Genomic DNA, 24,638 nt, shown 5'->3' on the forward strand with positions numbered 1-24,638 from the left:
CATCCACGCCGGGCGACGGCCGGAGGCGGCCTCTCCACGCGCATCCCGATCCGGCGGGAGCCGGCTCCCCTCACCCGGCCGGAATGGCGAGCGAGGTGCCGGCCTGCGCTTCCACCACCGCAACGGCAGTCATGTTGACGATGCCGCGCGCGGTGACGGTCTCGGTGAGAATGTGCGCCGGTTTCGCCTGCCCGAGCAGGATCGGCCCGACCGGCAACGCATCGGCCAGCACGCGGGCGAACTGGAAGGCGATGTTGGCCGCGTCGAGCGTCGGCAGGACGAGCACGTTGGCCGCGCCCTTGAGGTGGGACGACGGCAGCGAGCGGTCGCGCACGAGCTGCGACAGCGCCGCGTCGGCCTGCATCTCCCCGTCGACTTCGAGATCCGGCGCGCGCGCGCGCAGCAGCGCCAGCGCCTGGCGCATCTTGCGGGCCGAGGCCGAATCGGCGGAGCCGAAGTTGGAATGCGACAGCAGCGCCACCTTGGGCTCGATGCCGAAGCGGCGCACATGGGCGGCGCAGGAGACCGCCGTATCCGCCAGTTCCTGGGCGGTGGGATCCTGGCGGATGTGGGTGTCGGCGAGGAAGTAATGCCCCTTGGAAGTGATGATGAGGCTCATGGCGGCGAAATCGTCGACGCCCGGCGCGGTGCCGATGATGTTGCGGATGTGGCGCAGGTGCGAGTCGAACCGCCCCTCCACGCCGCAGATGAGCGCGTCGGCGTCGCCGCGCAGCAGCGCCACCGCGGCGATGACCGTCTGGTTGGTGCGCATCAGCGTGCGGGCGAGGTCAGGCGTGATGCCCTGGCGCCCCGCCGCCTCCAGATAGCTGGCGACATAGTCGCGATAGCGCGGATCGTCGTCCGGGTTGATGAGGTCGAAATGCTCGCCCGGCTCCAGCGACAGACCGAAGCGCTTCAGGCGCGCCTCGACGACGGTGGGACGGCCGATGAGAATGGGACGGGCGATGCCTTCCTCGACCACGGCCTGCACCGCGCGCAGCACGCGCTCGTCCTCGCCCTCGGCGTAGATGACGCGCCTGGGCTCGGCCCGCGCCTGGCTGAACAGCGGCTTCATGATGAAGCCGGAACGGAACACGAAGCCGTTGAGCGAGTCGGCGTAGGCGTCGAAATCCTTGATCGGCTTGCGCGCCACGCCCGATTCCATCGCCGCCTTCGCGACGGCCGGCGCGATGCGCAGGATGAGGCGCGGATCGAACGGATTGGGAATGACCGAGTCCGGGCCGAAGTTGCGCGCCTCGCCGCCATAGGCGCGGGCGACGACATCGGAGGGCGCCTCGCGCGCCAGTTCCGCGATGGCCTTGACGGCGGCCGCCTTCATCGCCTCGTTGATGGTGGAGGCGGCGACATCGAGCGCGCCCCGGAAGATGAAGGGAAAGCACAGGACGTTGTTGACCTGGTTGGGATAATCGGAACGCCCGGTGCAGATGATGGCGTCCGGCCGCACCTCGCGGGCCGTCTCGGGCGGGATCTCGGGGTCGGGATTGGCGAGCGCAAGGATGAGCGGCCGGTCGCCCATCTTCTTGACCATCTCGGGCTTCAGCACGTTGGCGGCGGAGAGGCCGAGGAAGATGTCCGCTCCCTCGATGACGTCGCTGAGCGTGCGCTTGTCCGTGTCCTGGGCGTAGATCGCCTTCCAGCGGTCCATCAGCGTCTCGCGCCCCTTGTAGACGACGCCCTCGATATCGGTCACCCAGATGTTTTCGCGCCTGGCGCCGAGCGACACCAGCAGGTTGAGGCATGCAAGCGCCGCAGCGCCCGCCCCGGAGGCGACGATCTTGACCTTGTCGATGCGCTTGCCGCCGAGCAGCAGCGCGTTGGTGACCGCAGCCCCCACGATGATGGCCGTGCCGTGCTGGTCGTCGTGGAACACCGGGATGTTCATGCGCAGCTTCAGCCGCTCCTCGACCTCGAAGCACTCGGGGGCCTTGATGTCCTCAAGGTTGATGCCGCCGAAGGTGGGCTCCAGCGCCGCCACGACATTGACGAGGCGATCGACGTCGGTCTCCGCCACCTCGATGTCGAACACATCGATGCCGGCGAACTTCTTGAACAGGACCGCCTTGCCCTCCATCACGGGCTTGGACGCGAGCGCGCCGATGTTGCCGAGGCCGAGCACCGCCGTGCCGTTCGACACCACGGCGACGAGGTTCTGGCGGATGGTGAGAGTGTCGGCCTCGCCGGGCTCGGCGACGATGGCCTCGCAGGCGGCGGCGACGCCGGGGGAATAGGCAAGCGCGAGGTCGCGCTGGTTGCCGAGCGGCTTGGTCGGCTTGATCTCAAGCTTTCCCGGGCGGGGATTGCGGTGATAGAAGAGAGCTCCTGCCTTGAGGTCCTGAGAAATGTTGCCGGTCATAGGTGCGTCGCCCCCTATACTTTTTGCTGAGAATGGCCGTGGCTGCCCGATATCCGTTTTCGCTTCCGGGCAGAGGTTCGTCAATGGCGCGATCGACGCCAGGATTGCATTTCAGGAATAGCTGATGTTTCCTTTCGGCCTGATGAAACGCTGGCGCAATCCGCGCAACGAGACGCGGATATTTCTGGCGCGTCAGATCCGCCGCCATGGCTTTTCCGTTGGCGCGCACAGCTATGGCCACCCCAAGGTGCGCTTCGCCGACCAGGGACACACGCTCGTCATCGGGCGCTTCTGCTCCATCGCCGACAAGGTGGAGATCCTGCTCGGCGGCGGGCATCATATGCACTGGACGTCGACCTTCCCCTTTTCCGCCTTTCCCGACGCGTGGCCAGGGAGCGAGCGCCTGGCCGATTACCGGGCGGGCGGCGGCAACGTCGTCATCGGCTCCGACGTGTGGATCGGCTCGGGGGCGATGATCCTGCCCGGCGTCACCATCGGCCACGGCGCGGTGATCGCGGCGCGGGCGGTGGTGACGCGCGATGTCGCGCCCTACACGCTCATGGCCGGCGTGCCGGCGCGCGCGGTGCGCACGCGCTTTCCCGACGATCTCGTCGCGGACCTGCTGGAGGCGGCATGGTGGGAGTTGCCCGATGCTGCCCTCGTGCCGCTGCTGCCGCTGCTGCAGGGCGAGCGGGCGCGGGAGCTCGTCGCGGCCGTCAGGCTTTTGCGGGCAGGCGCCGCACCGCCATCAGCCGGCCCTTGAGCGCCAGCGCCGGCTGCTCGACCGCGTACCACGACAGCGCGGCGACGACGGCCGAGACGGCGATCGCCGGGGCGAGCATGACCGCCGCCGGCACGGCCGGGAAGAAGGCGAACAGCACCTGCTGCACCGGCCAGCCGTAGAGATAGAGGCCATAGGACAGATCGGCGCGGGGCGCGCGCAGCGGCACCGGCGCGCCGAGCGCCAGCCACAGCACACCGTAGGCCGAAGCGATGAAGAGCAGCGTATGGTAGAGCGGCGTCCCGGCGCCGAGCCAGGCGGCGAGAACGAGCCCCGCCACGATCACCGGGCTCGACGGCACGCGCTCGCGATAGAGGTAGAGCACGCTGCCGGTCAGGAAGATCAGCGGCAGGCGGATCGATGTCTGCAGGCCCTTGCCCGCCTCCGGATGGAAGACATCGAGGCCGAGGCTCGCCGCGACCAGCCCGCCGACGAGGACGAGTACCGCCACGCGGTGGCGCAGCGCGCCGACGACGCCGAGGCCAAGCACCACAGCATAGCAGATGACCTCGTATTTCAGCGTCCACACCGTGCCGAGCGGAAAGCGGAACGGATTCTCGGTGAACACGCCCGGCAGCGGCGCGGTGCTTTTCAGCGTCGTCAGCGTCGCCTCGACGAAGCGCCACAATTGCGGATCGCGGAAATAATCGGCGAGCGGCAGTGCGGTTAGCGCCGGCCCGAGCAGAAACGCGCACGCCAGCACGGCGGCAATGAGCGCCGGCGCGATGCGCAGCGTGCGCGCCACCGCGTAGTCGAGCGGACCGCGGCGCACGAAACTCATGGTGACGAGAAAGCCGGAGATGGCGAAAAAGCCGTTCACCGCATGCTCGCCGAGCGAAAAGCCGGTCAGGGTATGGAGCGGCTCGTCACCGGGCGCGCCCGTGCCGACGCTGAAGGCATGCGAGACGATCACGGAGAGCGCCAGCAGGTGGCGCAGCAGGCTGAAATTGTCGCCGCCACGCCGGGTCGATGCCGCCATGGACGCCTCGATCATGGATGGTTGCAGAAACGCCTTCATTCACCCCCCGGACCGTTGCGGGACAAGCCTTGCCGGGACAGCGCATCGCGCCCGAAAAGCCACGCCAGCGCGCCCATGCATGAACCGCCGTAGCGCACGGCAAGCCGGCGATTGAGAATGAGGCAGCTTCCGAGCGCCTTCAAGCCGTTGACGAGCGCCATGCCGAGCGCCGGGCTTCTCAGCCCGTACTTATGGCTGATATAGGCGCGCGACCAGGCGAGGTGCCAGCGGGCGGTCAGGACGCGCGCCAGCGAGGGCGCGCTCGATCCGCCGCGCTGGTGGCGCGCCACGGCTGCGTGAACGTGAACGAGCGAATGGCCGGCGTCGATGACGCGCCGGCACAGGTCGTCGTCCTCGAAGAACAAAAAAATGTTGTCGTCGAAGCCGCCGATCGACAGCAGGGCGTCGCGGCGCGCCAGCAGGACCGCGCCGGACAGGAACGGCGCGCAGCAGTCGCCCTCCGGAAAACGGCGCACGCCGGAGGGGTTCGGCAGGTAGGGCGACAGCAACGAGCGGAACTGGAAGAAGAACCGCCCGTCCCGCTCCACGATGCGCGGCGCGAGGAGCGCGGCGTCGGGATAGGCTTCAGCGGCCCGCAGCAATTCGGCGAGCGCGCCCTCCTCCAGCTCGGCGTCCGGGTTGCAGATCAGCACGAGCGGACGGCGGGCCGCGCGCATGCCGACGTTGTTGGCGCGCCCATATCCCTCGTTCCGGGCGTTGCGGATGACGCGCGCGCCGCGGTTTTCGGCGAGCTCCGCCGAGCCGTCGGTGCTGGCGTTGTCGACGACGATGACCGCCGCGCCCTCGCGGGTCAGCGCCGCGAGGCAGGCCGGCAGCACACCGGCGCTCTCGAAGCTGACGACGACCGCCTCCACCGCTGGAACCGGCGGCGCCTCCCCTGTCCCGGCCGTGCCCGCCGGCATGCCGTCACGCGGGCTTTTCGGGCAGGTTGAGGCGGATGTGCAGCTCGCGGAGCTGCTTGGCCGTCACCTCCGAGGGCGCGCCCATCAAGAGGTCCTCGGCGCGCTGGTTCATGGGGAACAGCACCACCTCGCGGATGTTGGGCTCGTCGCACAGCAGCATCACGATGCGGTCGACGCCGGGCGCGATGCCGCCGTGCGGCGGGGCGCCGAAGCTCAGCGCCCGCAGCATGCCGCCGAACTTCGCCTCCAGCACATCCTCGCCGTAGCCGGCAATGGCGAAGGCCTTGCGCATGATGTCCGGCCGGTGGTTACGGATGGCGCCCGACGACAGCTCGATGCCGTTGCAGACGATGTCGTACTGGAAGGCGGTGATGCCGAGGATCGTCTTCTCGTCCGCGGGGTCGAGCGCCAGAAAGGCGTCGTGGTCGAAGTTCGGCATGGAGAACGGGTTGTGGGAGAAGTCGATGCGCTTCTCGTCCTCGTTCCATTCGTACATCGGGAAATCGGTGATCCAGCACAGATCGAAGCGGTCCTTCACCGAGAGCCCGAGTTCGTCGCCGATGCGCAGGCGCGCCGCGCCCGCGAGCTTCGCCGCCTTCAGTTCCTCGCCGGCGGAGAAGAACACCGCATCGCCCGCCCCCACACCCGCCTTTGCCGCGATGGCTGCCTGCACGTCGGCGGGGATGAACTTGGCGATCGGCCCCTTGCCGACGAGCGCGCCGCCCTCCTCCTCGAACACGACATAGCCGAGCCCCGGCGCGCCCTCGCCGCGCGCCCAGTCGTTGAGCTTGTCGAAGAACGAGCGCGGCTGGCTCGCGGCGCCGGGCGCCGGGATGACGCGCACCACGCCGCCCGATTCCACCACGCCGCGGAACGCCTTGAAGGTGACGCCCTCGGCGACGAACTCCTGCGACACGTCGGCGATGACGAGCGGGTTGCGCAGGTCGGGCTTGTCGGAGCCGTATTTCAGCAGCGACTCGGCATAGGGGATGCGCGGGAAGGTTTGCGTGACCGGCTTTCCGTCGGCGAATTCCTCGAACACGCCGCGCAGCACGGGTTCCACGGCCTGGAACACATCCTCCTGGGTGACGAAGCTCATCTCGATATCGAGCTGGTAGAACTCGCCCGGCGAGCGGTCGGCGCGGGCATCCTCATCGCGAAAACAGGGCGCGATCTGGAAATAGCGGTCGAAGCCCGCGATCATGGTGAGCTGCTTGAACTGCTGCGGCGCCTGCGGCAGGGCATAGAACTTGCCCGGATGCAGGCGGCTCGGCACCAAGAAGTCGCGCGCGCCCTCGGGCGAGGAGGCGGTCAGGATCGGGGTCTGGAACTCGAAGAAATTCTGTTCCCGCATGCGCCGGCGCAGCGAATCGATCACCTGCCCGCGGCGGATGATGTTGCGGTGCAGCTTCTCGCGGCGCAGGTCGAGAAAGCGGTACTTGAGGCGCGTCTCTTCCGGATAGGTCTGGTCGCCGAACACCTGCAACGGCAGCTCGGCCGCCGGGCCGAGCGCCTCAAGGTCGGTGACGTAGACCTCGACCTGGCCAGTCGTGAGATCGGGGTTTTCGGTGCCGGCCGGGCGGTGGCGCACCTTGCCATCGATGCGGACCACCCATTCGGAGCGCACCTGCGACACCGCCTCGAACGCAGGCGAATCGGAATCGGCCACCACCTGCGTCAGGCCGTAATGGTCGCGCAGGTCGATGAACAGCACGCCGCCGTGGTCGCGGATGCGATGGCACCAGCCGGACAGGCGCACGTCGGCGCCGATGTCGGATTCGCGCAGAGCGCCGCAGGTATGGGAACGGTAGCGATGCATGACGGAAAGCCAGTCTCGTGTGACGGAAGAAGCGAAGCGCGCCGCCCTCTGAAACGGCCGGCAGGCCGGGAGAAGTCCACGGCGGACACCGCTTGTCAAGCATCAGCCGCAAAAAGTGCCCCAAAGGTCGCGTAAATCGTCCGCGCCGCGGCGACAAGCGCCGCGCGCTCGGCTATGGAGCGGCGGGCACTCAAGCTGAACCGTTCCGCCGCTCCATCTTTTTATTCCCGCATCAAATTTTTCCGAAAAATGCGCACATTTTCCGGTTTGATGCTATAGCGGGCATCATGGACCTGATATCGACCACCGACGCCCTCACAGCCGCCTGCGCGCGCCTCGCCCATCACCCCTTCGTGACCGTGGACACCGAGTTTCTGCGCGAGACGACCTTCTATGCCAAGCTCTGCCTCATCCAGATGGCGAGCCCGGAGGAGGCCGTGCTCGTCGACCCGCTCGCGCCCGGCATCGACCTTGCCCCGTTCTTCGCGCTGATGGCCGATGAGGCCGTGGTCAAGGTGTTTCATTCCGCCCGCCAGGACGTCGAGATCATCTGGCAGCGCGGGCAGGTGATCCCGACGCCGCTGTTCGATACCCAGGTCGCGGCCATGGTATGCGGCTACGGCGACTCGGTCTCCTACGAGCAGCTGACCAACGACCTCGCCCACGCGCGCATCGACAAGTCCTCGCGCTTCACCGACTGGTCGCGCCGGCCGCTCGACAACCAGCAGCTCACCTACGCGCTCTCCGACGTCACGCATCTGCGCACCATCTATGCGGCCCTTGCCGCCGATCTCGCCGCCTCGGGCCGGTCCGGCTGGCTGGAGGAGGAAATGGCCATCCTCACCAGCCCCGCCACCTACGAGCTCCACCCGGAGGACGCGTGGCAGAAGCTGCGCGGGCGGGTGCGCAAGCAGCGGGAACTGGCGGTGCTGATCGAGGTCGCGGCGTGGCGCGAGCGCGAGGCGCGCGCGCGAGACGTGCCCCGCTCGCGGGTGATGAAGGACGATGGCATCGTCGATGTCGCGGTCAACGCGCCGCATTCCGCCGAGGCGCTGGGGCGGCTGCGCTCCATCCCGAACGGCTTCGAGCGCTCGCGCGCCGGCGCGGATATCCTCGAGGCGGTGGAGCGGGCGCTGGCGCGCGACCCCGCGAGCCTGCCGGCGCTGGAGCGCCCGCGCGGACGCGCCAACACGGGCGCGGTGCTCGAACTGCTCAAGGTGCTGCTGAAAAGCGTGGCGGAGACGGCCCGCGTCGCACCCAAGATCCTCGCCACCGTGGACGACCTCGAAGCCATCGCCGTGGACGACAACGCGGACGTGCCGGCGCTCCACGGCTGGCGGCGCAACATCTTCGGCGAGCAGGCGCTCAAGCTCAAGCACGGCAAGCTCGCCATCGCCATCGACGGCAACAGGGTGATCCTGATCGAGCGCTAGGCTGAATCGACATTCAGCCCAGGGTGCGATGGAGTGCCCGGAGACGGCGGCCCGGTCAGGCCGCCGATCCGGTCGCGTGGTTCGGCACGGTCACCACGGCCGGGTCGCGGCCGACGATGCGGGCGAGCTGACGCAGCCGGCCCACGAGACGCTCGTTGGCCAGCGGCTCCAGATCGGCGGGCAGCGACAGCACCAGACGATCGCCGCTGCCGACCACCGGTGTGCGCGCCAGCGTGCCGGGCATCGCGGCCGACAGCAGATAGGCGACCCGCATCATGCCGCCGAGAATGCGGGCGCGGTTCAGCATGCGCGGCGTCACCAGCTCCCGCATGCGGGAACTCGCGCCTTCGAGCGACAGCCCCTCGTGCCGGAAGAACGCCGCCAGCGCGATGAACGCCCGGCCCGGATGGTCGACGCCGGTCAGCGAGGCATGCGCGATCAGGCTGAGGCTCTGCTCGCCGCGGTAGTCGGGATGGGCGCGCCAGGCAAGATCGGACAGCAGGCACGCCGCCTCGCGCTGACGGCGTTCGTCCTCGTTCTCGTCGAGATGCAGCGAGGCGCTCAGGCGCGCCGTCCAGTCGATGAGATCCGCCGCATGGGCAGGATTGCGCGACATCAGCCGGTTGAGTTCGGCAGCGCCCGCCAGCAGCGGGTCAATGCGCCGCTCCTGCTCGCCGAGCAGCTCGTACAGCAGCCCTTCGCGCACGCCCAGCGCCGACAGCACGACGGCGCTCGGGCGCCCGCGCCGGATGATCTCGTCGAGCAGCAACGCGCCGTAGCCGAGCAGCGGGCGGCGCGCCTCGGACACGGAATCGATCGATTCGAGCACGTCCGTATCGGCGCGCTCGACGATCTTGCTGAACTCCGCCGCATCCCGCGCCGGGATGGTGTAGCCGTGCATGACGTGCATCGGGTAGGCTTTTTGAGCCATGTGCAGCGCCGCCAGCGCCCGCCACGTGCCGCCGACCGCGTAGAACGCGCGCCCGCGCAGCGCATCGAGCGGCGCGGCTTCGGCGAGTGCGTCGCGGATGACCCGGACCGCTTTCTTGAGCGACCCGCCGGTGACATCCTGCAGCGCGAGGCCGCCGAGCTTGGTGGTGATGCCCTGGGCCACGGTGTTGCCGATGACGTCCACCAGCTCTAGGCTGCCGCCGCCGAGATCGCCGACGACGCCGTCGGCGCGATGGAAGCCCGAGAGAATGCCGTAGGCGGAGAGCTGCGCCTCGCGCCGGCCGGACAGAAGCTCGATCTTGCGGCCGAGGATGCGTTCGGCCTCGGCGATGAAGTCGGGACCGTTGGCCGCGTCGCGCGCGGCCGCCGTGGCGACGATATGGATGGTCTCGACCCTGGCGGCCTCGCACAGCAGGCGGAAGCGCGTCAGCGCCCTCAGCGCCTTGTCCACCGCCTCCTCGGCGAGCCGGCCGGTGGAGACGACCGCGCGGCCGAGGCCGCAGAGCACCTTTTCGTTGAAAAGCTGGGCGGGGGCGCGGCTCAGCGCCTCGTAGATCACGAGGCGGATCGAGTTCGAGCCGATGTCGATGATGGCGACCGGGGCCGTAACGTCCGGTCGCCTCACCGGCTGCGGCCTTTCAGCCGCGCCGGCATCGGATATTGGCGCATCATATGTCCGGAGGCTCCGGTCAACCGTCGCACCCCCCTCAATTGTGCCCTTTGGCGAGGCTGCGAGGGCGAGAGTTCCTGAGAGACTTTCCACGGCCTGACAAACTCGGGTTGGTCATGAAGTAGGCATGGGCGTTGAACGGCTCCTCACCCTCGGCAGGCGTGACGCGCGTGCTCTTCCCATCCGGAAGGATGGTCCAGCTCTGCTCGTTATCGAGCATGTTGGCAAGCATAATCTGGTCAAGAACCTGTTGATGAACCGTGGGATTGGAAATCGGACACATCGCCTCCACGCGCCGGTCGAGGTTGCGCTGCATCAGGTCGGCGGACGAAATATACAGATGCGCCTGCGGGTTAGGCAGTTCCTGGCCGTTGCCGAAGGCGTAGATGCGGCTGTGTTCGAGGAAGCGACCGACGATCGACTTGACGCGGATATTTTCCGACAGGCCGGGAATGCCGGGACGCAGGCAGCAGATGCCGCGCACGACGAGATCGATCTGCACGCCGGCGCGACTCGCGTCGTAGAGCGCGTCGATGATCTCGACGTCGACGAGCGAGTTGCACTTCATCCACACCGAGCCTGGGCGGCCGGCCTTCACGTGCTCGATCTCCTCCTTGAGGTGCTGCAGGATGCGCGGCTTGATGGTGAGCGGCGACACCGCCATGCGCTCCAGCTCCGCGGGCTCCGCATAGCCGGTGATGAAGTTGAAGATGCGGCTGACGTCGCGCGCGATCGCCGGATCGGCGGTGAAGAACGACAGGTCGGTGTAGATGCGCGCCGTGATCGGGTGGTAGTTGCCGGTGCCGACGTGGCAGTAGGTGACGAGCTGGCCGTTCTCGCGGCGCACCACCGACGACAGCTTGGCGTGGGTCTTCAGCTCGATGAAGCCGAACACCACCTGCGCCCCGGCCCGCTCCAGATCGCGCGCCCAGCGGATGTTCGCCTCCTCGTCGAAGCGGGCCTTGAGCTCCACGAGCGCGGTCACCGACTTGCCGGCCTCCGCGGCTTCCGCCAGCGCCTTGACGATAGGCGAGTCCGAGGAGGTGCGGTAGAGCGTCTGCTTGATGGCGACGACGTCCGGATCGCGCGCCGCCTGCTGCAGGAACTGCACCACGACGTCGAACGATTCATAGGGGTGATGGACGATCAGGTCCTTCTCGCGGATCGCCGAGAAGCAGTCGCCGGCGTGCTCGCGGATGCGCTCGGGATAGCGCGGGTTATAGGGCTCGAACTTGAGGTCGGGCCGGTCGAGGCCGACGAGCTGCGACAGCTCGTTGAGCGCCAGCATGCCCGGCGAGATGAAGATCTCGTCCGGCAGCACGTGCAGCTCCTTGGCGACGAACTCGCGCAGGTTGTCGGGCATCGCCCCCTCGAACTCGAGCCGGATGACGACGCCGCGCCGGCGCTGCTTGAGCGCCGATTCGAACAGCCGCACCAGATCCTCCGCCTCTTCCTCGATTTCGAGGTCCGAGTCGCGCACCACGCGGAAGCTGCCCTGCCCCTGCACCGAATAGCCCGGGAACAGGCGGTTGACGAACAGCACCAGCACCTGCTCCAGCACGATGAAGCGCGCGGCGCCGGTCTCGGCGAAGTCCGGCAGCTTGATGAAGCGCTGCACCTTGTTGGGGATGCGGATCAGCGCGTTGAGCGACTTGTTGTCGCTCTGGCGGTGGAGCGCCAGCGCTAGCGAGAAGCCGAGATTGGGGATGAAGGGGAACGGGTGCGCCGGGTCGATGGCGAGCGGCGTCACCACCGGGAAGACATAGTGCAGGAAATAGTCGTCGAGCCAGTTCAGCTCGGCGCGGGTCAGCTCGCTGCTGTCGATGAGCACGATGCCGTTCTCGACGAGCTCCTCGCGCAGCTCCAGCCAGCGCTTCTGCTGGTCGCTGGCGAGCTCGCTCACCTCGGTGCTGATGCGCGCGAGCTGCTCGGCCGGCGACAGCCCGTCCTGGGAGACGACGGAGACGCCCGAGCGCAGCTGCCCGCGCACGCCCGCCACGCGGACCATGAAGAACTCGTCGAGGTTGTTCGCCGAGATGGACAGGAAGCGCAGCTGCTCCAGCAGCGGATGGCGCTTGTTGGAGGCCTCCTCCAGCACGCGCCGGTTGAACTGCAGCCACGACAGCTCGCGGTTGATCAGCCGGTCGGGGGAATGACGCAGGTCAGCGCCCCCGGGGGCGTCGGCGGTCACTTCCGGCGCGTTTTCAACCACTTCTTCCTGCGAATCCAGAGTCGATGCGACTTGCGTCATGGCCAAATCCCCGCGTTGATCTGCGGCGTGCGCGAAAGCCCCGCCAGTGCTTGTATTCATGCCGGTTTTCGCAACGTTGTGCGACAATTCCACGACGAACGGCCGCAAAAAAGAAAGATGCGCCAAAGCCTGGGGCAGAGTCTGACACGACGGCCGGTCGCGGTCCAGCGCCTCACCCCCGCTCGTCGGGGCTCGGGCTCTGCGGCGCGGAAGCCTCCGGTTCCTGATCGCGATCCGGATCGTGCGCCGCCTCCCACCGGTCCAGGACGCCGAGCGCGAAGGTGCGCGTGATCCGCCGGCCGTCGCTGAGCGACTCTCGGTCGAGGAGCTCGACCAGCGCACGCGCGGCGGCGAGAGAGCGCTCCATGCGCCGCGCCAGCGCTTCCACGACGGTGATATCGACCACGAGCTGCCGGTCCGCGAACAGCTTCACCAGCACCGCCCGCAGCAGCGCATCGTCCGGCGCGTCGATGGCGACCGACGGCGACAGCCGCATGCGCGACAGCAGGTCGGGCGTCGCGAGCCCCCATTCGTCGGGGCCTGAGCGCGCGGTCACCAGCATAGACGCTCCCCCGGCAAGGCCCCTGCGCCGCAGCGCGTTGACGAGGTGGAACAGCGCGTGCTCGTCACGCCCGCCCGTATCCGCATTCTCGATGACGACGGCGCCGTGCGCCGCCAGTTCCTCCACGGCCTGTGCCGTCACCGCCTCCACGGGCACGATGCGCGCGCCGGCGCGGCTCGCCCAGATCGCGGCCAGATGCGTCTTGCCGGCGCCCTCGGGGCCGATGAGGCGCAGCAGCGGATCGGGCCACTCCGGCCAGTTGCCGATCATGGAGAACGCCTGCGCGTTGGCAGGGCTGACGAGAAAGTCCTCCGCCGCCAGCCGGGTGTCGACCGGCAGCTCCAGCGGCAGTTGGCGGGGAACCCCCGGCCGCCGTGCGGGCGGGGGCGGACGGCTGTCAGACATCGACGTGGATCCTGGGTCTCGCCTCCTTCTCCGGCCCGCGATAGAGCGAGCTCGACAGATAGAGCTGCAGGGCGAAGCGCGTGAGCACGCCGATGGCCGCCGCGATCGGCACCGCCAGCAGCAGGCCGACGAAGCCGAACATGGAGCCGAACGCCACCAGCGCGAACATCAGCCACACGGGATGCAGCCCGACCGCGTCGCCGACCAGCTTGGGCGACAGGAAGTTGCCCTCCACGAACTGGCCGAACAGGAACACGCCGACGGTGACGGCGACCATCGTCCAGTCGGGCCAGAACTGCACCAGTGCCACGCCGGCCGACAGCACGAAGCCGGTGAAGGAGCCGACATAGGGGATGAACGTGAGCGCCCCGCTGACGAGGCCGATGAGCAGGCCGAAGTTCAGGCCGATGAGGCTGAGCGAGACCGCGTAGAACGTGCCGAGGATGAAGCAGACCAGCGCCTGGCCACGGATGAAGCCGGCGATCGCCTTGTTCATGTCCTTGCCAAGGGCGCGGATGGTGTCGGCGTGGCGGCGCGGCAGCCAGCTGTCGATGGTCGTGACCATCTGCTCCCAGTCGACGAGCAGGTAGAAGGCGACCACCGGCGTGACCACCAGCAGCGCGAACACGCCGATCACCGCCTGCCCGCCCGACCAGACGGACGACGCGAACGTCGCCAGCCATCGCGCCGCCTGGCCGACGAAATCGCTCAGCGACCGCTCGACGTTCGCCAGCGCCTCCGCGCCCCCGATATGCTCGATGAACGGCCCGCCGTACTCTTTCGCCAGCCCCTGCAGATACTGCGCCGTGCCCGGCAGGTTCTGGATCAGCGCGGCGAACTGGTTGACGACCACGGGCAGCAGCAGCACCAGCACCAGAATGAACGCCAGCACGAACAGCAGCAGAATGAGCACGGACGCCGCCAGCCGCCCCATGCCCAGGCGCTCCAGCCGGCTGGCAACGGGATCGAGGATATAGGCGAGCGCCATGCCGGCCACGAAGGGCAGCAGGATTCCGCGCAGCAGATAGAGCGCGACGAGAAGCACCACGAGCGCCACGAGCCAGAAGCGCAACTGCCGTTCGACGGGAGCGAAATCACCCATGTGCGACACCTCAAACAAAGCCCACGGCCACCCGCCAGGGTGCCGCAGTCTCAAGCGAAAGCCCAGAGCGGGTTGCGTAATTGCTGAATCGAGATCTGTTGCGCAACCCGCTCTAATTTCTATAGTTTCCCGCAACTTGCGTTTAATTTGATGCTCAAACGCAAACTGCTTTGGAGCCTGTCAGCCTCTATCCCGGCCCGCGTCCGGATCGTTCCACCGGTGCCATTCTATCGGCACCGCTCCATAGGCGCCATTCTATCAGTCAGCCATATGACGAAGCCACAACGCGAGATAGGCGCCGGCGGAGGCGAGCGTCAGCAGAACCACGGCGATGATCGCCGCCTCGAACACCCAGGGCGCGGACATGGCAAGGCTTCTCCCGAAGCCCGCGCCCTCGACGGCGCAATTGGCCAGCACCAGCGCCGCCAGCCCGATCTGCGCGCCGGTGTTGAGCTTGCTGATCCTGAGGGGGTGGATATCCACAGGCCGTGCCATCAGCCACGAAATCATGATCGCCATCAGGATCAGCACATCGCGCGAGACGACCAGAATCGCCAGCCAGCCGGGCAGCACCCCGGCAATCGAGAGCGAGACGTAGATGGAGACGAGCAACGCCTTGTCGGCGAAGGCGTCGAGATAGGCGCCCAGTTCGCTGCGCATGTTGTAGCGGCGAGCGATGAAGCCGTCGAGACCGTCCGACAGGCCGGCCGTCAGAAACAGCAGAAAGGCGCCGACCCAGGCCTCGGCGTTGATCATCACCACGATCGCCGGCACCAGCAGCAGGCGCAGAATGGTGATGAGGTTGGGAATCGTCATGCGGCGACTTTGCGGCGGCGACTTTGTGAAATGCGTTGGCGAAATGAGTTGACGGAATAGCTTGAATGAACCGGAGACCCCGCACCGGCGGGAAACGACGGCGGCCGCGCCGTCGTGGGTCGATACGCGGCCGCGTCGCACCAGCTATACCAGTTCGCGAGGCCCCGACAAGCGGTATCGCAGCCGGAAGGAGAGCGGAAGCCGGCGCCGCTGCCACCCTGCATGCGGGCTCTGTCGCGCCATCCGGCAAATGTGCTATCGCCCGCGTGCGTTATCCCCGGATGTATGATATCCGCGTTGAACCGGCCCATGCTGAACAGGCCCGTGCTGAACAGGCCCCTTGCAGGAACCTTGATTGATGTCGCGAACCGGACCCGAAGGACCGAACCGTAACGGACTGACCTATGCCGAGGCCGGCGTGGATATCGACGCCGGCAATGCCATGGTGGAGGCGATCAAGCCGCTCGTGCGCGCCACCCGCCGGCCGGGGGCGGACGGCCTGATCGGCGGATTCGGCGGCCTGTTCGACCTCAAGGCCGCCGGCTACACCGATCCCATCCTCGTCGCCGCCAACGACGGGGTAGGCACCAAGGTCAAGATCGCCATCGAGACCCGCCGCCACGACACCATCGGCATCGACCTCGTCGCCATGTGCGTCAACGACCTCGTGGTGCAGGGCGCGGAGCCGCTGTTCTTCCTCGATTATTACGCCACCGGCAAGCTTGATCCCAAGGAGGGCGCGCTCGTGGTGCAGGGCATCGTCGACGGCTGCCGCCAGGCGGGCTGCGCGCTGCTCGGCGGCGAGACGGCGGAGATGCCCGGCCTCTACGCCACCGGCGACTACGACCTCGCGGGTTTCGCCGTCGGCGCGGCCGAGCGCGGCAAGCTGCTGCCACGCGCGGACATCGCGCCGGGCGACGTCATCCTCGGGCTGCCGTCGTCCGGCTTGCATTCCAACGGCTTCTCGCTGGTGCGCCGCATCGTCGCGCTCTCCGGGCTCGACTGGAACGCCACCGCCCCCTTCGCCCCGGACAGGCCGCTCGGCGCGGCGCTGCTCGAACCCACCCGCATCTACGTGCGCCAGCTCATCGGCGCGCTGCGGCGCACGGACGCCGTCAAGGGCCTCGCCCACATCACCGGCGGCGGCTTCATCGACAACATCCCGCGCGTGCTGCCCGAGGGCACGGCGGCGCGGCTCGACCTTTCCGCCATCGTGCCGCCACCCGTGTTCGGCTGGCTGTCGCGCGTCGCCGGCGTGGAGGAGGCCGAGATGCTGCGCACCTTCAACTGCGGCATCGGCATGGTGGTCATCGTCGCCCCCGGTGACGTCGACACCGTCACCGGCGCGCTGATCGCCGAGGGCGAGACGCCGGTGACGATCGGCGAGGTCGTCGCCGCGCAAGAGGGCCCCCAGGCGGGAGCGCGCGTCGTCACCACCGGCAGGCTGCCGCTGTGAGCGGGCCGGCCGTGACGGCCGCCTCCGGCCGCCGCCGCACGGCGGTGCTGATTTCCGGGCGCGGCTCCAACATGGAAGTGCTGCTCGCCGCCGCGGCGCAGGCGGATTTCCCGGCCGAGATCGTGCTCGTCGCCGCCAACAGGCCGGATGCGGCGGGGCTCGCGACCGCCCGCGCGGCCGGCATAGCGACCGAGTTCGTCGATCACAAGCCGTTCGGCCGCGACCGGGAGGCCTTCGAGCGCGTCCTCGACGAACGGCTCGACGCCGCGGGCGTCGAGCTCGTGTGCCTCGCCGGTTTCATGCGCATCCTGACGCCGTGGTTCGTGCAACGGTGGCTCGGGCGGCTCATCAATATTCACCCGTCGCTGCTGCCGTCGTTTCCGGGCACCCACACCCACGAGCGGGCGCTCGCGGCGGGCGTGCGGCTGCACGGCTGCACGGTGCATTTCGTCGAGCCCGAGGTCGACGCCGGCCCCATCATTGCCCAGACCGCCGTTCCGGTACTGCCGGGCGACACGCCGGACGACCTCGCCCGGCGCGTGCTTATCCAGGAGCACCTCATCTATCCCCGCGCGCTGGCGCTGGTGGCGGCCGGCGCCGTGCGCTGGCGGGAGGGCCGCGTCGAATTCGCGGCCGGCGCGGACACAACCCCCGCCGACGCGGCATTCGCGGTGCCGGCCTGAAGACCCGGGCCGCCCCGGGCCCGGGCCGTTCCCGGCCTCCCTACTGCAGCTGGCGCGGCGCGGCGCTGATGATGACAGCGCTGTTCTGGCGGATTTCGAGCACGGCGAGCGCGCGGTCGTTGGTGCCGTTGGCGTTGAAGCGGAAGACGCCGTCGGCCCCGGCGAACCCGGCCCGGTTGGTCAGCACGCCGGTGGAGAACCGCTGCGAGCCCTGCGTGCGCACCAGCGCCGCCGCCAGCGACACGGCGTCGTACGTGAGGCTTGCGATGCGCACCGGCTCGGCGCCGAACCGCGCCCGGTAGCGCTGGGCGAAGGCGTTGAAGCCCACCGAATCGGGCGCGGCGAACCAGCCGCCCTGGAGGGCCGGCGCGGAAAGCACGCCCGGATCGTTCCACAGCGAGGTGCCGATGAGCTTCACGCGCCCGGTGTCGACGTTCGCCGCGCGCAGGGATTGCGCGATCGTCGGCAACGCGTCGGCGCTGTCGGGCAGGAACAGGGCATCGGCCTGCCCCGCCTGCGCAGCGATGCGCTGCACCGCCTGCTGGAGGTTCGAGCGGTCGGCCGCATAGTTCTCGACGGCGATGACCCGGCCGCCGGCCGCGGCCACCGTCCGCTGGAACGCGTCCTGCACCACCTTGCCGTAGGCGTTGTCGGGAATGAGCGCCGCGAACGAGCGGCGGCCGCGCTGGGCGGCGAACCGGACGATGCGGTCCACCTCCGTTTCCGGCAGGAAGCTCAGCAGGTAGACCCCCGGCTGGGCGACGCTGCTGTCCGTCGAGAAGGAGATCACCGGCGTGTTGGCGGGCCGCGCCACCGCGCCTGCTGCCCGCGTCGTGGCGGAGAACAGCGGCCCCAGCACCAGCTCCGCGCCGTCGTTCAGCGCCGCCCGCGCGGCGTTGCGCGCCCCGGCTTCGGTGCCCCGGTCGTCGCGCACCAGGATCTGCACGTCGGGCTGGCTGAACTCGCTGATGGCGAGCTCGGCCGCGTTGCGCAGCGACTGCGCCGTGGTGCCGGCGGCGCCCTGCGCCGAAAGCGGCAGCAGCAGCGCGACCTTGACGGAACCCGTGCCGATCACGCTGTCGGGCGCGGCTTGTCCGGAAGCGGCCCCCTCGGAACCGCCGAGGCCGAAAAACCCGCCCGAGCCCGAACACCCGGCGAGCAGCAGGCTGGCCAGCACCGCCGCCGCGAGCCCCCGCAGCCCCCGCGCCTTTCCGCCGCCCGCGCTTCTGCCCTTCATATTTCCGCCGCCTACTTCTGCGATGTCGGACGGCGCCTCCGCTCGTCCGGGCGATAGAGAAATACTGGACGGCAGACTGGGACTGGAAGCACAAGACACGGCACTCTCCCTGAACTGATGGCGGATCGCTGAACTGATGGCGGATCGATGGCAAGATTGCCCACATGAAAGCGATTGGCAAGACACAGCAGCAAGATACTGCAACCGGACGTGGCGCGCCGCCCTTTTTCCCGCCGGGCGGCACCGGCCCGGGCCTCGATATACTCAGCGGTTATATCCATTTATAGACGAATGCCCCGTGTGTCATGATCGAGAAGGATGGCCCGGTGCGGATCGACGCCGCGGGACCCGAGAGGACGATGCAACATGAGTGACGACAGGCGCGCCCCGGCGCGCGGTACCGGCCAAGGTATCGGCCAAGATGCGGTTCCCGCCGATGCCGGGCCGCTGTCCGCGCGTTCGGGCGCGTCGCGTTTCACGGCGTTCGGTCTTGCGGCGGAGGCGGAACCCGTCGCGCCGGGGCTGCATATCGTCGCAACGCCCATCGGCAACCTCAAGGACATCACCTTCCGGGCGCTCGGCACGCTCGCCGCCGCCGACGCCATCCTCGCCGAGGACACGCGGGTCACCAAGGTGCTGCTCGCCCACTATGGCATCACCACGCCGCTGATCGGCTATCACGAGCACAACGCCGAGCAGATGCGCCCCAAGGTGCTGGCACGGCTCAAGGCGGGCGAGGCGCTGGCGCTGGTGTCGGACGCCGGCACGCCGCTCGTCTCCGATCCCGGCTACCGGCTGGTGGAGGACGCGCTCGCCAACGATATCCGGGTCACGTCGAACCCCGGCCCGTCCGCCGTGCTGACCGCGCTCGTGGTCTCGGGCCTGCCGACCGACCGCTTCTTCTTCGAGGGCTTTCTGCCGGCCAAAAGCGGCCCCCGCCGCGCGCGGCTCGCTGTGCTCGCGGACATCCCGGCGACGCTGGTGTTCTTCGAATCGCCCCGCCGGCTCGCCGGCATGCTGGCGGACGCCGCCGCAGTGCTCGGCGAGCGTGGGGCGGCAGTGGCGCGCGAGCTCACCAAGCTTTACGAGGAAGTGCGCCGCGACAGCCTGTCGGAACTCGCCGGCAGCTATGCCGAGGAGGCGCCCAAGGGCGAGATCGTGGTGCTGATCGGCCCGCCGCCGGAGGGCGCGAAGGCGCTCGCGCAGGCCGATCTCGACACCCGCATCACCCACGCGCTGGCGCAGCACAGCGTCAAGGACGCGGCCGCCATCGTCTCGGCCGAGACCGGCATTCCGAAGCGCGAGGTCTATGCCCGCGCCCTGCAGCTCGGCACGGCGCAGAAGGCCGAGGACGAAGCGGACGCGTGATGGGGGACCGGCCAAAGGAACGGCAACAGGGCATGAGACGGGTCGCCGCCCACCATGCGGGCATCCGCGGCGAGCGGCTGGCGGCGTGGCTGCTGATGGTGAAGGGCTATCGCATCCTTGCCCGGCGCTATGCCGCCGCCGGCGGCGAGATCGACATCGTCGCCCGGCGCGGGCGCACGGTCGTCTTCGTGGAAGTGAAGGCGCGCGGCGTGCTGGACGATGCGCGCATCGCCATCACCGCCACCAAGGAACGCCGGATCGTGGGCGCGATCCGCCACTGGCTGGCGCGCAACGCATGGGCCATGCCGCTGACGCTGCGCTGCGACGCCGTCTTCATCGGCCGGCGCAGCTTTCCCCGGCATGTGGCAAACGTGATGACGCTGTATCTCGACTGACTTATGGCGCCATCGGCGCCGCTCACGCGTCGCGCGGGCTTTGCCAATTTGCGATTGCGGCCAGCGCAACGCTGCCGCATAAAAACGGATCGCCTCAAACAGCGGAGCATGGTGGCCATGAGCCTTGTCGTTGCCGTCCAGATGGACCCGATCGAGCATATCAACGTCGCGGGCGATTCCACCTTCGCCCTGCTGCTCGAAGCGGCGCGGCGCGGACACCGGCTGCTGTATTACACGCCGGATTCGCTCAGCCTGCGCGACGGCCGCGTCAGCGCGCAGGCCGGTCCGCTCGCGGTGCAGGACGTCGCCGCCCCCGATCACGCCAGCGTGGGCGCGCCCGCGCGCATCGATCTCGCGACGGTCGACATCGTGCTGCTGCGCCAGGATCCGCCCTTCGATCTCGCCTATATCACCACCACGCATCTCCTGGAACGCATCCACCCGAAAACCTTGGTGGTCAACGATCCTGCCCAGGTTCGCAACGCGCCCGAGAAGGTTTTCGTGACCGCTTTTCCCGAGTTGATGCCGCCCACGCTCATCACCCGCGACAAGGACGAAATCAACGATTTCCGCAAGGAGCACGGTGCCATCGTGATGAAGCCGCTCTATGGGCACGGCGGCGCATCGGTGTTCCAGGTGAACGAGCAGGACGGCAATTTCGGCTCGCTGTTCGACCTATTCTCGGTCACCTTCCGCGAGCCTTGGGTGGTGCAGAAATTCCTGGCCGAAGTGAAGTTCGGCGACAAGCGCATCATCCTCTCCGACGGCGAATACGCGGGGGCCGTCAACCGCGTGCCGGCGGAAAACGATATACGCTCCAATATGGTACGCGGCGGCGCGGCCGAGGCGACCGAGCTGACGGCACGCGAGCGCGAGATCTGCGAGACCATCGGCCCGCACCTCAGGGAACGCGGCCTCGTGTTCGTCGGCATCGACGTCATCGACGGCTGGCTCACCGAGATCAACGTCACCTCCCCCACCGGCATCCGCGCCATCAGGAAGAACGGCGGACCGGACGTCGCCGCCATCCTGTGGGACGCCATCGAGCGCCGCTTCGCCGCCTCGCGCGCGGTGTGAGACGGTTTCCGTGACCGTGATTCCCGTTTCCGTGACCGTTGTTCCCGCGGAAGAGTCAAGCGGTTTTCGGCTCATAGCGACATAAGTCGTTGATAAGGCACCGCGGACATTCCGGCTTGCGCGCCTTGCAGACGTAGCGCCCGTGCAGGATGAGCCAGTGATGGGCGTGGCGGGCGTAGCGGGCGGGGACGATGCGCGCCAGCCCGAGCTCGACCGCCAAAGGCGTGGTGCCCGGCGCGAGCGGTATGCGGTTCGAGACGCGGAACAGGTGGGTATCGACGGCGATGGTCGGCTCGCCGAAGGCGATGTTGAGCACGACATTGGCGGTCTTGCGGCCGACGCCGGGGAGTTGCTCCAGCTCCTCGCGCGTGCCTGGCACCTGCGAATGAAACCGCTCGACCAGCATCCGGGAGAGGGCGATCACGTTCTTGGCCTTGTTGCGGTAGAGGCCGATGGTCTTGATGTACTCGCGCAGCCTGTCCTCGCCCAGCGCCAGCATCTTCTCCGGCGTATCCGCGACCGCAAACAGCGCGCGCGTGGCCTTGTTGACGCCGACATCGGTCGCCTGCGCAGAGAGCGCCACGGCGACGAGCAACGTGAACGGATTGATGTATTCGAGTTCGCCTTGCGGCTCGGGATCGGCCGCCTCGAAGCGGCGGAAGATCTCGGCGACGGTCGCGGCGTCGACGGCGGGCGGGGCGGGTAAGGCGACGGTGGCGGTCCTGTTCTCGTGGGTCACGGCTTTTCTGATTCGCTTCGGCTCATATTCATGTATAGTGTGCTATCACGATGAACGCGGCTTTACCTCCTTCGCACGCCTGCCCTCCGGCGCAAGATCCGGACGCGCCCGACGCAGTGCTGTTCGCCGCCCGCATCACGCCGCATCGCTCCATGGGACGGCAGGCCTTTCGCATTACCATGACGCTCATCTGTCTGGCGAGCGTGATTTCGAGCATCCCCTTCGTGGTGATGGGGGCCTGGCCGGTAGCGGGCTTTTTCGGCATCGACCTCCTGGCGCTCTACATCGCCTTCCGCATCAACTTCCGACGGGCGGAGTCGTTCGAGGAGGTTTGGCTGTCGCGCATCGAGCTGCTGATGCGCAAGGTCAGCCACCGCGGCGTGGGACGGGAATGGCGCTTCAACCCGCTCTGGACCCGGCTGGAACAGACGGCGCACATGGAATCCGGCGTGGAGCGCCTGGCCTTCGTCTCGCGCGGCCAGCGGGTGACGGTGGGCGACGCGCTCTCCCCCATCGAGCGCGAAAGCCTCGGCACGGCGCTGCGCGAGGCGTTGAGCGAGGCGAAGCGGTAGGCGCTACGCCGGCGGCCATTCCCGCGCGGCATGCACGATACGCAATACGGCAATGACGTCGGGTGTTTCAGTATATCAGTATAGATGACGATGTAGCTGGACCTGACAATCATCTCACGTGTACCTGCCACCCGTCCCGCGCGATAAAGCTTGGGATGCTCCGGGGGAAGGCTGAGCTTTTCCTGAATCTCGACCTTTCAGCCGTTGGGCGGCGTCGGGATTTTCGTCGGAAATATAATCGACAATCGCCAGCAAATCCTCCAGTGCGGTAGGCCGCCACTCGACCAGAACCATGATTACTCTGCCTGATTGCGGCGATCGCGGCGCTTGCGGTCGATCAGCGCCTGCACCTCGTCCATCACAACCTCATGCGGAATGGATGGGCGGGTATCGTCAAGCGCCTCCCGCACTTTCGCCCTGAACCAAGCGTCATAGGCATCCGGATCGGAGGCCAGTCCGGCGGGAAGCCCCCCTTCGCGCGTGACTCTGGTCAAAAGGATGCGCACGGCATCGGATACGGTTAGGCCGACCTTGGCAAGCGCTTCCGTCGCTTCAGCCTTGAGCCGTTCGTCCACACGAATATGCAGCATCGTTGTCTGCGTACCCATCTTTCCCTCCAAGATAGCCCCGGCAAGGCTCTTGACTGAAGGAAAAATGTATCTCAATTGAGATACAGTCAAGCCGCCAGTTCCGCAATCACCGCATTCAGCACCGGCACGCCTGAGGCAGTGGCGCGCAGGCGGCCGTTCGCCATTTCGATGAGGCCGAGATCCGCAAGATCCGCCAGTTTTCGCGCCGGCAGCGGCCGGCCGGCGAAGGCCGCGTAGCGGGCGGGGTCGATGCCCTCCACCAGCCGCAGGCCCATCAGCAGGAACTCGTCGGCCTGCATGCCGGCGTCGAGGCATTCGCGCTCGGTGATGGCATTGCCGTCGCGCTCCACGCGCTCGAGCCACGCTTCCGGGTTGCGCTCGGTCGAGAGCGCCATGCGCCCCTCGTTGGTGACGAGCCGCCCGTGGGCGCCGGGGCCGATGCCCGCATATTCGCCATAGCGCCAGTAGAGCAGGTTATGGCGGCTCTCCGCCCCCGGCCTCGCGTGATTCGACACTTCATAGGCCGGCAGCCCGTGGCGGGCGCAGACGGCCTGCGTCACATCGAAGAGATCACGGGCCGTGTCCTCGTCCGGCACCACGAGCTTGCCCGCCGCAAAGAGGCGCGCGTACCACGTGCCGGGCTCGATGGTGAGCTGGTAGAGCGACAGATGCTCGGCCGCGTGCGAGATCGCCTGCGCCAGCTCCTGCGCCCACGCGGCCGGCGTCTGGCCGGGGCGGGCGTAGATGAGATCGAAGGAATAGCGCTCGAAGCTTCGCGCCGCGAGCTTCACGGCGGCAAGCGCTTCAGCGACGTCGTGCTTGCGCCCAAGCCGCCGGAGGTCGGCATCGTCGAGCGCCTGCACGCCGAGCGACACACGGTTGACGCCGGCGAGGCGATAGCCGCGGAACCGCTCGGCCTCGACGCTGGTCGGATTGGCCTCCAGCGTGATCTCGGCATCGGGCGCGACGGACCAGCGGGCGGCGACGGCGTCGAGGATCGCTCCGATCGTCTGCGGCCGCATCAGCGAGGGCGTGCCGCCGCCGAAGAAGATCGACGTGACGGTGCGACCCGGCGCCAGGGCTGCATTGTGGCCGATCTCGCGCGCGAAAGCGGCGGCGAAGCGCGCTTCGTCCACCGGATGATGGCGCACGTGGCTGTTGAAGTCACAATACGGACATTTCGAAGCGCAAAATGGCCAATGGACGTAAACGCCAAAGCCCACATCGCGGGTCGGATGATCTGCCATGCGCCGTGTGTGAACCGATGGCGGGCAAAACGCAACCATCGAGATCGTGGGGCAGCTTTCCTAATGCGTCGCGACATGCGACAAGAAGCTGCGACAAGAACGCCGGAACCGCCGGCTTGGAATAGACAGTGGCCAGAAAGATCACCCACCGCCCGGCGCGCCCCGCCAC

General features: G+C 68.1%; 22 protein-coding genes. 8 read left to right on the forward strand and 14 right to left on the reverse strand.

Annotated elements, in window-relative coordinates:
- Window positions 1–70: 70 nt before the first annotated feature.
- Complete coding sequence (locus tag ACUSIJ_RS07115) at window positions 71–2,374, reverse strand: NADP-dependent malic enzyme (protein WP_449307687.1); 2,304 nt, start codon at window positions 2,372–2,374, stop codon at window positions 71–73.
- 124 nt (window positions 2,375–2,498) lie between these two features.
- Between ACUSIJ_RS07115 and ACUSIJ_RS07120 the strand changes: the two genes are divergently transcribed.
- The gene (locus ACUSIJ_RS07120) at window positions 2,499–3,137 is read left to right on the forward strand and encodes a CatB-related O-acetyltransferase (protein ID WP_449307688.1); all 639 of its coding nucleotides are present in this window, start codon (window positions 2,499–2,501) and stop codon (window positions 3,135–3,137) included.
- On the opposite strand, the gene ACUSIJ_RS07125 is transcribed toward ACUSIJ_RS07120, so the two are convergent.
- Genes ACUSIJ_RS07125 through aspS form a run of 3 tightly spaced genes read right to left on the reverse strand, consistent with a single transcriptional unit; the run spans window position 3,091 to window position 6,915 of the window.
- A complete protein-coding gene (locus ACUSIJ_RS07125; protein WP_449307689.1) occupies window positions 3,091–4,173 on the reverse strand; it encodes an acyltransferase family protein in 1,083 nt (360 codons plus the stop codon). The genes ACUSIJ_RS07120 and ACUSIJ_RS07125 overlap by 47 nt on opposite strands.
- A complete protein-coding gene (locus ACUSIJ_RS07130; RefSeq protein ID WP_449307690.1) occupies window positions 4,170–5,096 on the reverse strand; it encodes a glycosyltransferase family 2 protein in 927 nt (308 codons plus the stop codon). Before ACUSIJ_RS07130 ends, ACUSIJ_RS07125 begins: the two co-directional genes overlap by 4 nt.
- A 4-nt stretch (window positions 5,097–5,100) precedes the next feature.
- On the reverse strand, window positions 5,101–6,915 hold the full coding sequence (gene aspS / locus ACUSIJ_RS07135; protein WP_449307691.1) for an aspartate--tRNA ligase: 1,815 nt from the start codon (window positions 6,913–6,915) through the stop codon (window positions 5,101–5,103).
- Between the two features lie 287 nt (window positions 6,916–7,202).
- On the opposite strand from aspS, the gene rnd reads away from it, so the two are divergent.
- On the forward strand, window positions 7,203–8,348 hold the full coding sequence (rnd, locus tag ACUSIJ_RS07140; protein ID WP_449307692.1) for a ribonuclease D: 1,146 nt from the start codon (window positions 7,203–7,205) through the stop codon (window positions 8,346–8,348).
- A 55-nt stretch (window positions 8,349–8,403) separates the two neighbouring features.
- On the opposite strand, the gene ppx is transcribed toward rnd, so the two are convergent.
- The 5 genes from ppx to ACUSIJ_RS07165 all read right to left on the reverse strand — a co-directional run bounded on the left by ppx (window position 8,404) and on the right by ACUSIJ_RS07165 (window position 15,105).
- Window positions 8,404–9,924, reverse strand: coding sequence for an exopolyphosphatase (ppx, locus tag ACUSIJ_RS07145; protein ID WP_449307693.1), 1,521 nt, complete (start codon window positions 9,922–9,924; stop codon window positions 8,404–8,406).
- An 82-nt stretch (window positions 9,925–10,006) separates the two neighbouring features.
- The gene (locus ACUSIJ_RS07150) at window positions 10,007–12,280 is read right to left on the reverse strand and encodes an RNA degradosome polyphosphate kinase (RefSeq protein WP_449307694.1); all 2,274 of its coding nucleotides are present in this window, start codon (window positions 12,278–12,280) and stop codon (window positions 10,007–10,009) included.
- A gap of 112 nt (window positions 12,281–12,392) precedes the next feature.
- A complete protein-coding gene (locus ACUSIJ_RS07155; RefSeq protein WP_449307695.1) occupies window positions 12,393–13,187 on the reverse strand; it encodes a hypothetical protein in 795 nt (264 codons plus the stop codon).
- Window positions 13,180–14,289, reverse strand: coding sequence for an AI-2E family transporter (locus ACUSIJ_RS07160; protein WP_449307696.1), 1,110 nt, complete (start codon window positions 14,287–14,289; stop codon window positions 13,180–13,182). The genes ACUSIJ_RS07155 and ACUSIJ_RS07160 overlap by 8 nt, the downstream gene beginning before the upstream one ends.
- Window positions 14,290–14,547: 258 nt before the next feature.
- Window positions 14,548–15,105, reverse strand: coding sequence for a CDP-alcohol phosphatidyltransferase family protein (locus ACUSIJ_RS07165; protein WP_449307697.1), 558 nt, complete (start codon window positions 15,103–15,105; stop codon window positions 14,548–14,550).
- A 358-nt stretch (window positions 15,106–15,463) separates the two neighbouring features.
- On the opposite strand from ACUSIJ_RS07165, the gene purM reads away from it, so the two are divergent.
- Window positions 15,464–16,561: a phosphoribosylformylglycinamidine cyclo-ligase gene (purM, locus tag ACUSIJ_RS07170; RefSeq protein WP_449307698.1), complete on the forward strand. Its 1,098-nt coding sequence runs from the start codon at window positions 15,464–15,466 to the stop codon at window positions 16,559–16,561.
- A gap of 71 nt (window positions 16,562–16,632) precedes the next feature.
- The gene (gene purN, locus ACUSIJ_RS07175; protein ID WP_449307805.1) at window positions 16,633–17,244 is read left to right on the forward strand and encodes a phosphoribosylglycinamide formyltransferase; all 612 of its coding nucleotides are present in this window, start codon (window positions 16,633–16,635) and stop codon (window positions 17,242–17,244) included.
- A gap of 40 nt (window positions 17,245–17,284) precedes the next feature.
- Here the strand turns inward: purN and ACUSIJ_RS07180 are convergent, their stop codons facing one another.
- Entirely contained in the window at window positions 17,285–18,481 is a 1,197-nt protein-coding gene (locus tag ACUSIJ_RS07180; protein ID WP_449307699.1) for a penicillin-binding protein activator, read from the reverse strand.
- 366 nt (window positions 18,482–18,847) lie between these two features.
- Between ACUSIJ_RS07180 and rsmI the strand changes: the two genes are divergently transcribed.
- The 3 genes from rsmI (at window position 18,848) to gshB (ending at window position 21,321) form a co-directional block, all read left to right on the forward strand.
- Window positions 18,848–19,849, forward strand: coding sequence for a 16S rRNA (cytidine(1402)-2'-O)-methyltransferase (gene rsmI, locus ACUSIJ_RS07185; protein WP_449307700.1), 1,002 nt, complete (start codon window positions 18,848–18,850; stop codon window positions 19,847–19,849).
- 32 nt (window positions 19,850–19,881) lie between these two features.
- A complete protein-coding gene (locus tag ACUSIJ_RS07190) occupies window positions 19,882–20,244 on the forward strand; it encodes a YraN family protein (protein ID WP_449307701.1) in 363 nt (120 codons plus the stop codon).
- Window positions 20,245–20,361: 117 nt separating this feature from the next.
- A complete protein-coding gene (gshB, locus tag ACUSIJ_RS07195) occupies window positions 20,362–21,321 on the forward strand; it encodes a glutathione synthase (protein ID WP_449307702.1) in 960 nt (319 codons plus the stop codon).
- A gap of 55 nt (window positions 21,322–21,376) precedes the next feature.
- Here gshB and nth read toward each other — a convergent pair whose 3' ends face one another.
- Complete coding sequence (nth, locus tag ACUSIJ_RS07200; RefSeq protein ID WP_449307703.1) at window positions 21,377–22,060, reverse strand: endonuclease III; 684 nt, start codon at window positions 22,058–22,060, stop codon at window positions 21,377–21,379.
- 50 nt (window positions 22,061–22,110) lie between these two features.
- On the opposite strand from nth, the gene ACUSIJ_RS07205 reads away from it, so the two are divergent.
- Window positions 22,111–22,632, forward strand: a complete 522-nt coding sequence (locus tag ACUSIJ_RS07205; protein WP_449307704.1) for a DUF2244 domain-containing protein — start codon at window positions 22,111–22,113, stop codon at window positions 22,630–22,632.
- A gap of 114 nt (window positions 22,633–22,746) precedes the next feature.
- Here ACUSIJ_RS07205 and ACUSIJ_RS07210 read toward each other — a convergent pair whose 3' ends face one another.
- The 3 genes from ACUSIJ_RS07210 to hemW all read right to left on the reverse strand — a co-directional run bounded on the left by ACUSIJ_RS07210 (window position 22,747) and on the right by hemW (window position 24,469).
- A complete protein-coding gene (locus tag ACUSIJ_RS07210; protein ID WP_449307705.1) occupies window positions 22,747–22,926 on the reverse strand; it encodes a type II toxin-antitoxin system RelE/ParE family toxin in 180 nt (59 codons plus the stop codon).
- A 2-nt stretch (window positions 22,927–22,928) separates the two neighbouring features.
- A complete protein-coding gene (relB, locus tag ACUSIJ_RS07215; RefSeq protein ID WP_449307706.1) occupies window positions 22,929–23,240 on the reverse strand; it encodes a type II toxin-antitoxin system RelB family antitoxin in 312 nt (103 codons plus the stop codon).
- Between the two features lie 68 nt (window positions 23,241–23,308).
- On the reverse strand, window positions 23,309–24,469 hold the full coding sequence (hemW, locus tag ACUSIJ_RS07220) for a radical SAM family heme chaperone HemW (protein ID WP_449307707.1): 1,161 nt from the start codon (window positions 24,467–24,469) through the stop codon (window positions 23,309–23,311).
- Between the last annotated feature and the right edge of the window lie 169 nt (window positions 24,470–24,638).

The organism is Pseudochelatococcus sp. B33, assembly GCF_053570585.1.

Coding starts and splice junctions, on each gene's coding strand:
- gshB (WP_449307702.1), top strand. CDS start 20,362: ATGAGCCTTGTCGTTGCCGTCCAGATGGACCCGATCGAGCATATCAAC.
- relB (WP_449307706.1), bottom strand. CDS start 23,240: ATGGGTACGCAGACAACGATGCTGCATATTCGTGTGGACGAACGGCTC.
- ACUSIJ_RS07120 (WP_449307688.1), top strand. CDS start 2,499: ATGTTTCCTTTCGGCCTGATGAAACGCTGGCGCAATCCGCGCAACGAG.
- rnd (WP_449307692.1), top strand. CDS start 7,203: ATGGACCTGATATCGACCACCGACGCCCTCACAGCCGCCTGCGCGCGC.
- ACUSIJ_RS07155 (WP_449307695.1), bottom strand. CDS start 13,187: ATGTCTGACAGCCGTCCGCCCCCGCCCGCACGGCGGCCGGGGGTTCCC.
- ACUSIJ_RS07190 (WP_449307701.1), top strand. CDS start 19,882: ATGAGACGGGTCGCCGCCCACCATGCGGGCATCCGCGGCGAGCGGCTG.
- purM (WP_449307698.1), top strand. CDS start 15,464: ATGTCGCGAACCGGACCCGAAGGACCGAACCGTAACGGACTGACCTAT.
- ACUSIJ_RS07165 (WP_449307697.1), bottom strand. CDS start 15,105: ATGACGATTCCCAACCTCATCACCATTCTGCGCCTGCTGCTGGTGCCG.
- hemW (WP_449307707.1), bottom strand. CDS start 24,469: ATGGCAGATCATCCGACCCGCGATGTGGGCTTTGGCGTTTACGTCCAT.
- purN (WP_449307805.1), top strand. CDS start 16,633: ATGGAAGTGCTGCTCGCCGCCGCGGCGCAGGCGGATTTCCCGGCCGAG.
- ACUSIJ_RS07205 (WP_449307704.1), top strand. CDS start 22,111: ATGAACGCGGCTTTACCTCCTTCGCACGCCTGCCCTCCGGCGCAAGAT.
- ACUSIJ_RS07130 (WP_449307690.1), bottom strand. CDS start 5,096: ATGCCGGCGGGCACGGCCGGGACAGGGGAGGCGCCGCCGGTTCCAGCG.
- rsmI (WP_449307700.1), top strand. CDS start 18,848: ATGAGTGACGACAGGCGCGCCCCGGCGCGCGGTACCGGCCAAGGTATC.
- ACUSIJ_RS07160 (WP_449307696.1), bottom strand. CDS start 14,289: ATGGGTGATTTCGCTCCCGTCGAACGGCAGTTGCGCTTCTGGCTCGTG.
- aspS (WP_449307691.1), bottom strand. CDS start 6,915: ATGCATCGCTACCGTTCCCATACCTGCGGCGCTCTGCGCGAATCCGAC.
- ACUSIJ_RS07180 (WP_449307699.1), bottom strand. CDS start 18,481: ATGAAGGGCAGAAGCGCGGGCGGCGGAAAGGCGCGGGGGCTGCGGGGG.
- ACUSIJ_RS07210 (WP_449307705.1), bottom strand. CDS start 22,926: ATGGTTCTGGTCGAGTGGCGGCCTACCGCACTGGAGGATTTGCTGGCG.
- ACUSIJ_RS07150 (WP_449307694.1), bottom strand. CDS start 12,280: ATGAATACAAGCACTGGCGGGGCTTTCGCGCACGCCGCAGATCAACGC.
- ACUSIJ_RS07125 (WP_449307689.1), bottom strand. CDS start 4,173: ATGAAGGCGTTTCTGCAACCATCCATGATCGAGGCGTCCATGGCGGCA.
- ACUSIJ_RS07115 (WP_449307687.1), bottom strand. CDS start 2,374: ATGACCGGCAACATTTCTCAGGACCTCAAGGCAGGAGCTCTCTTCTAT.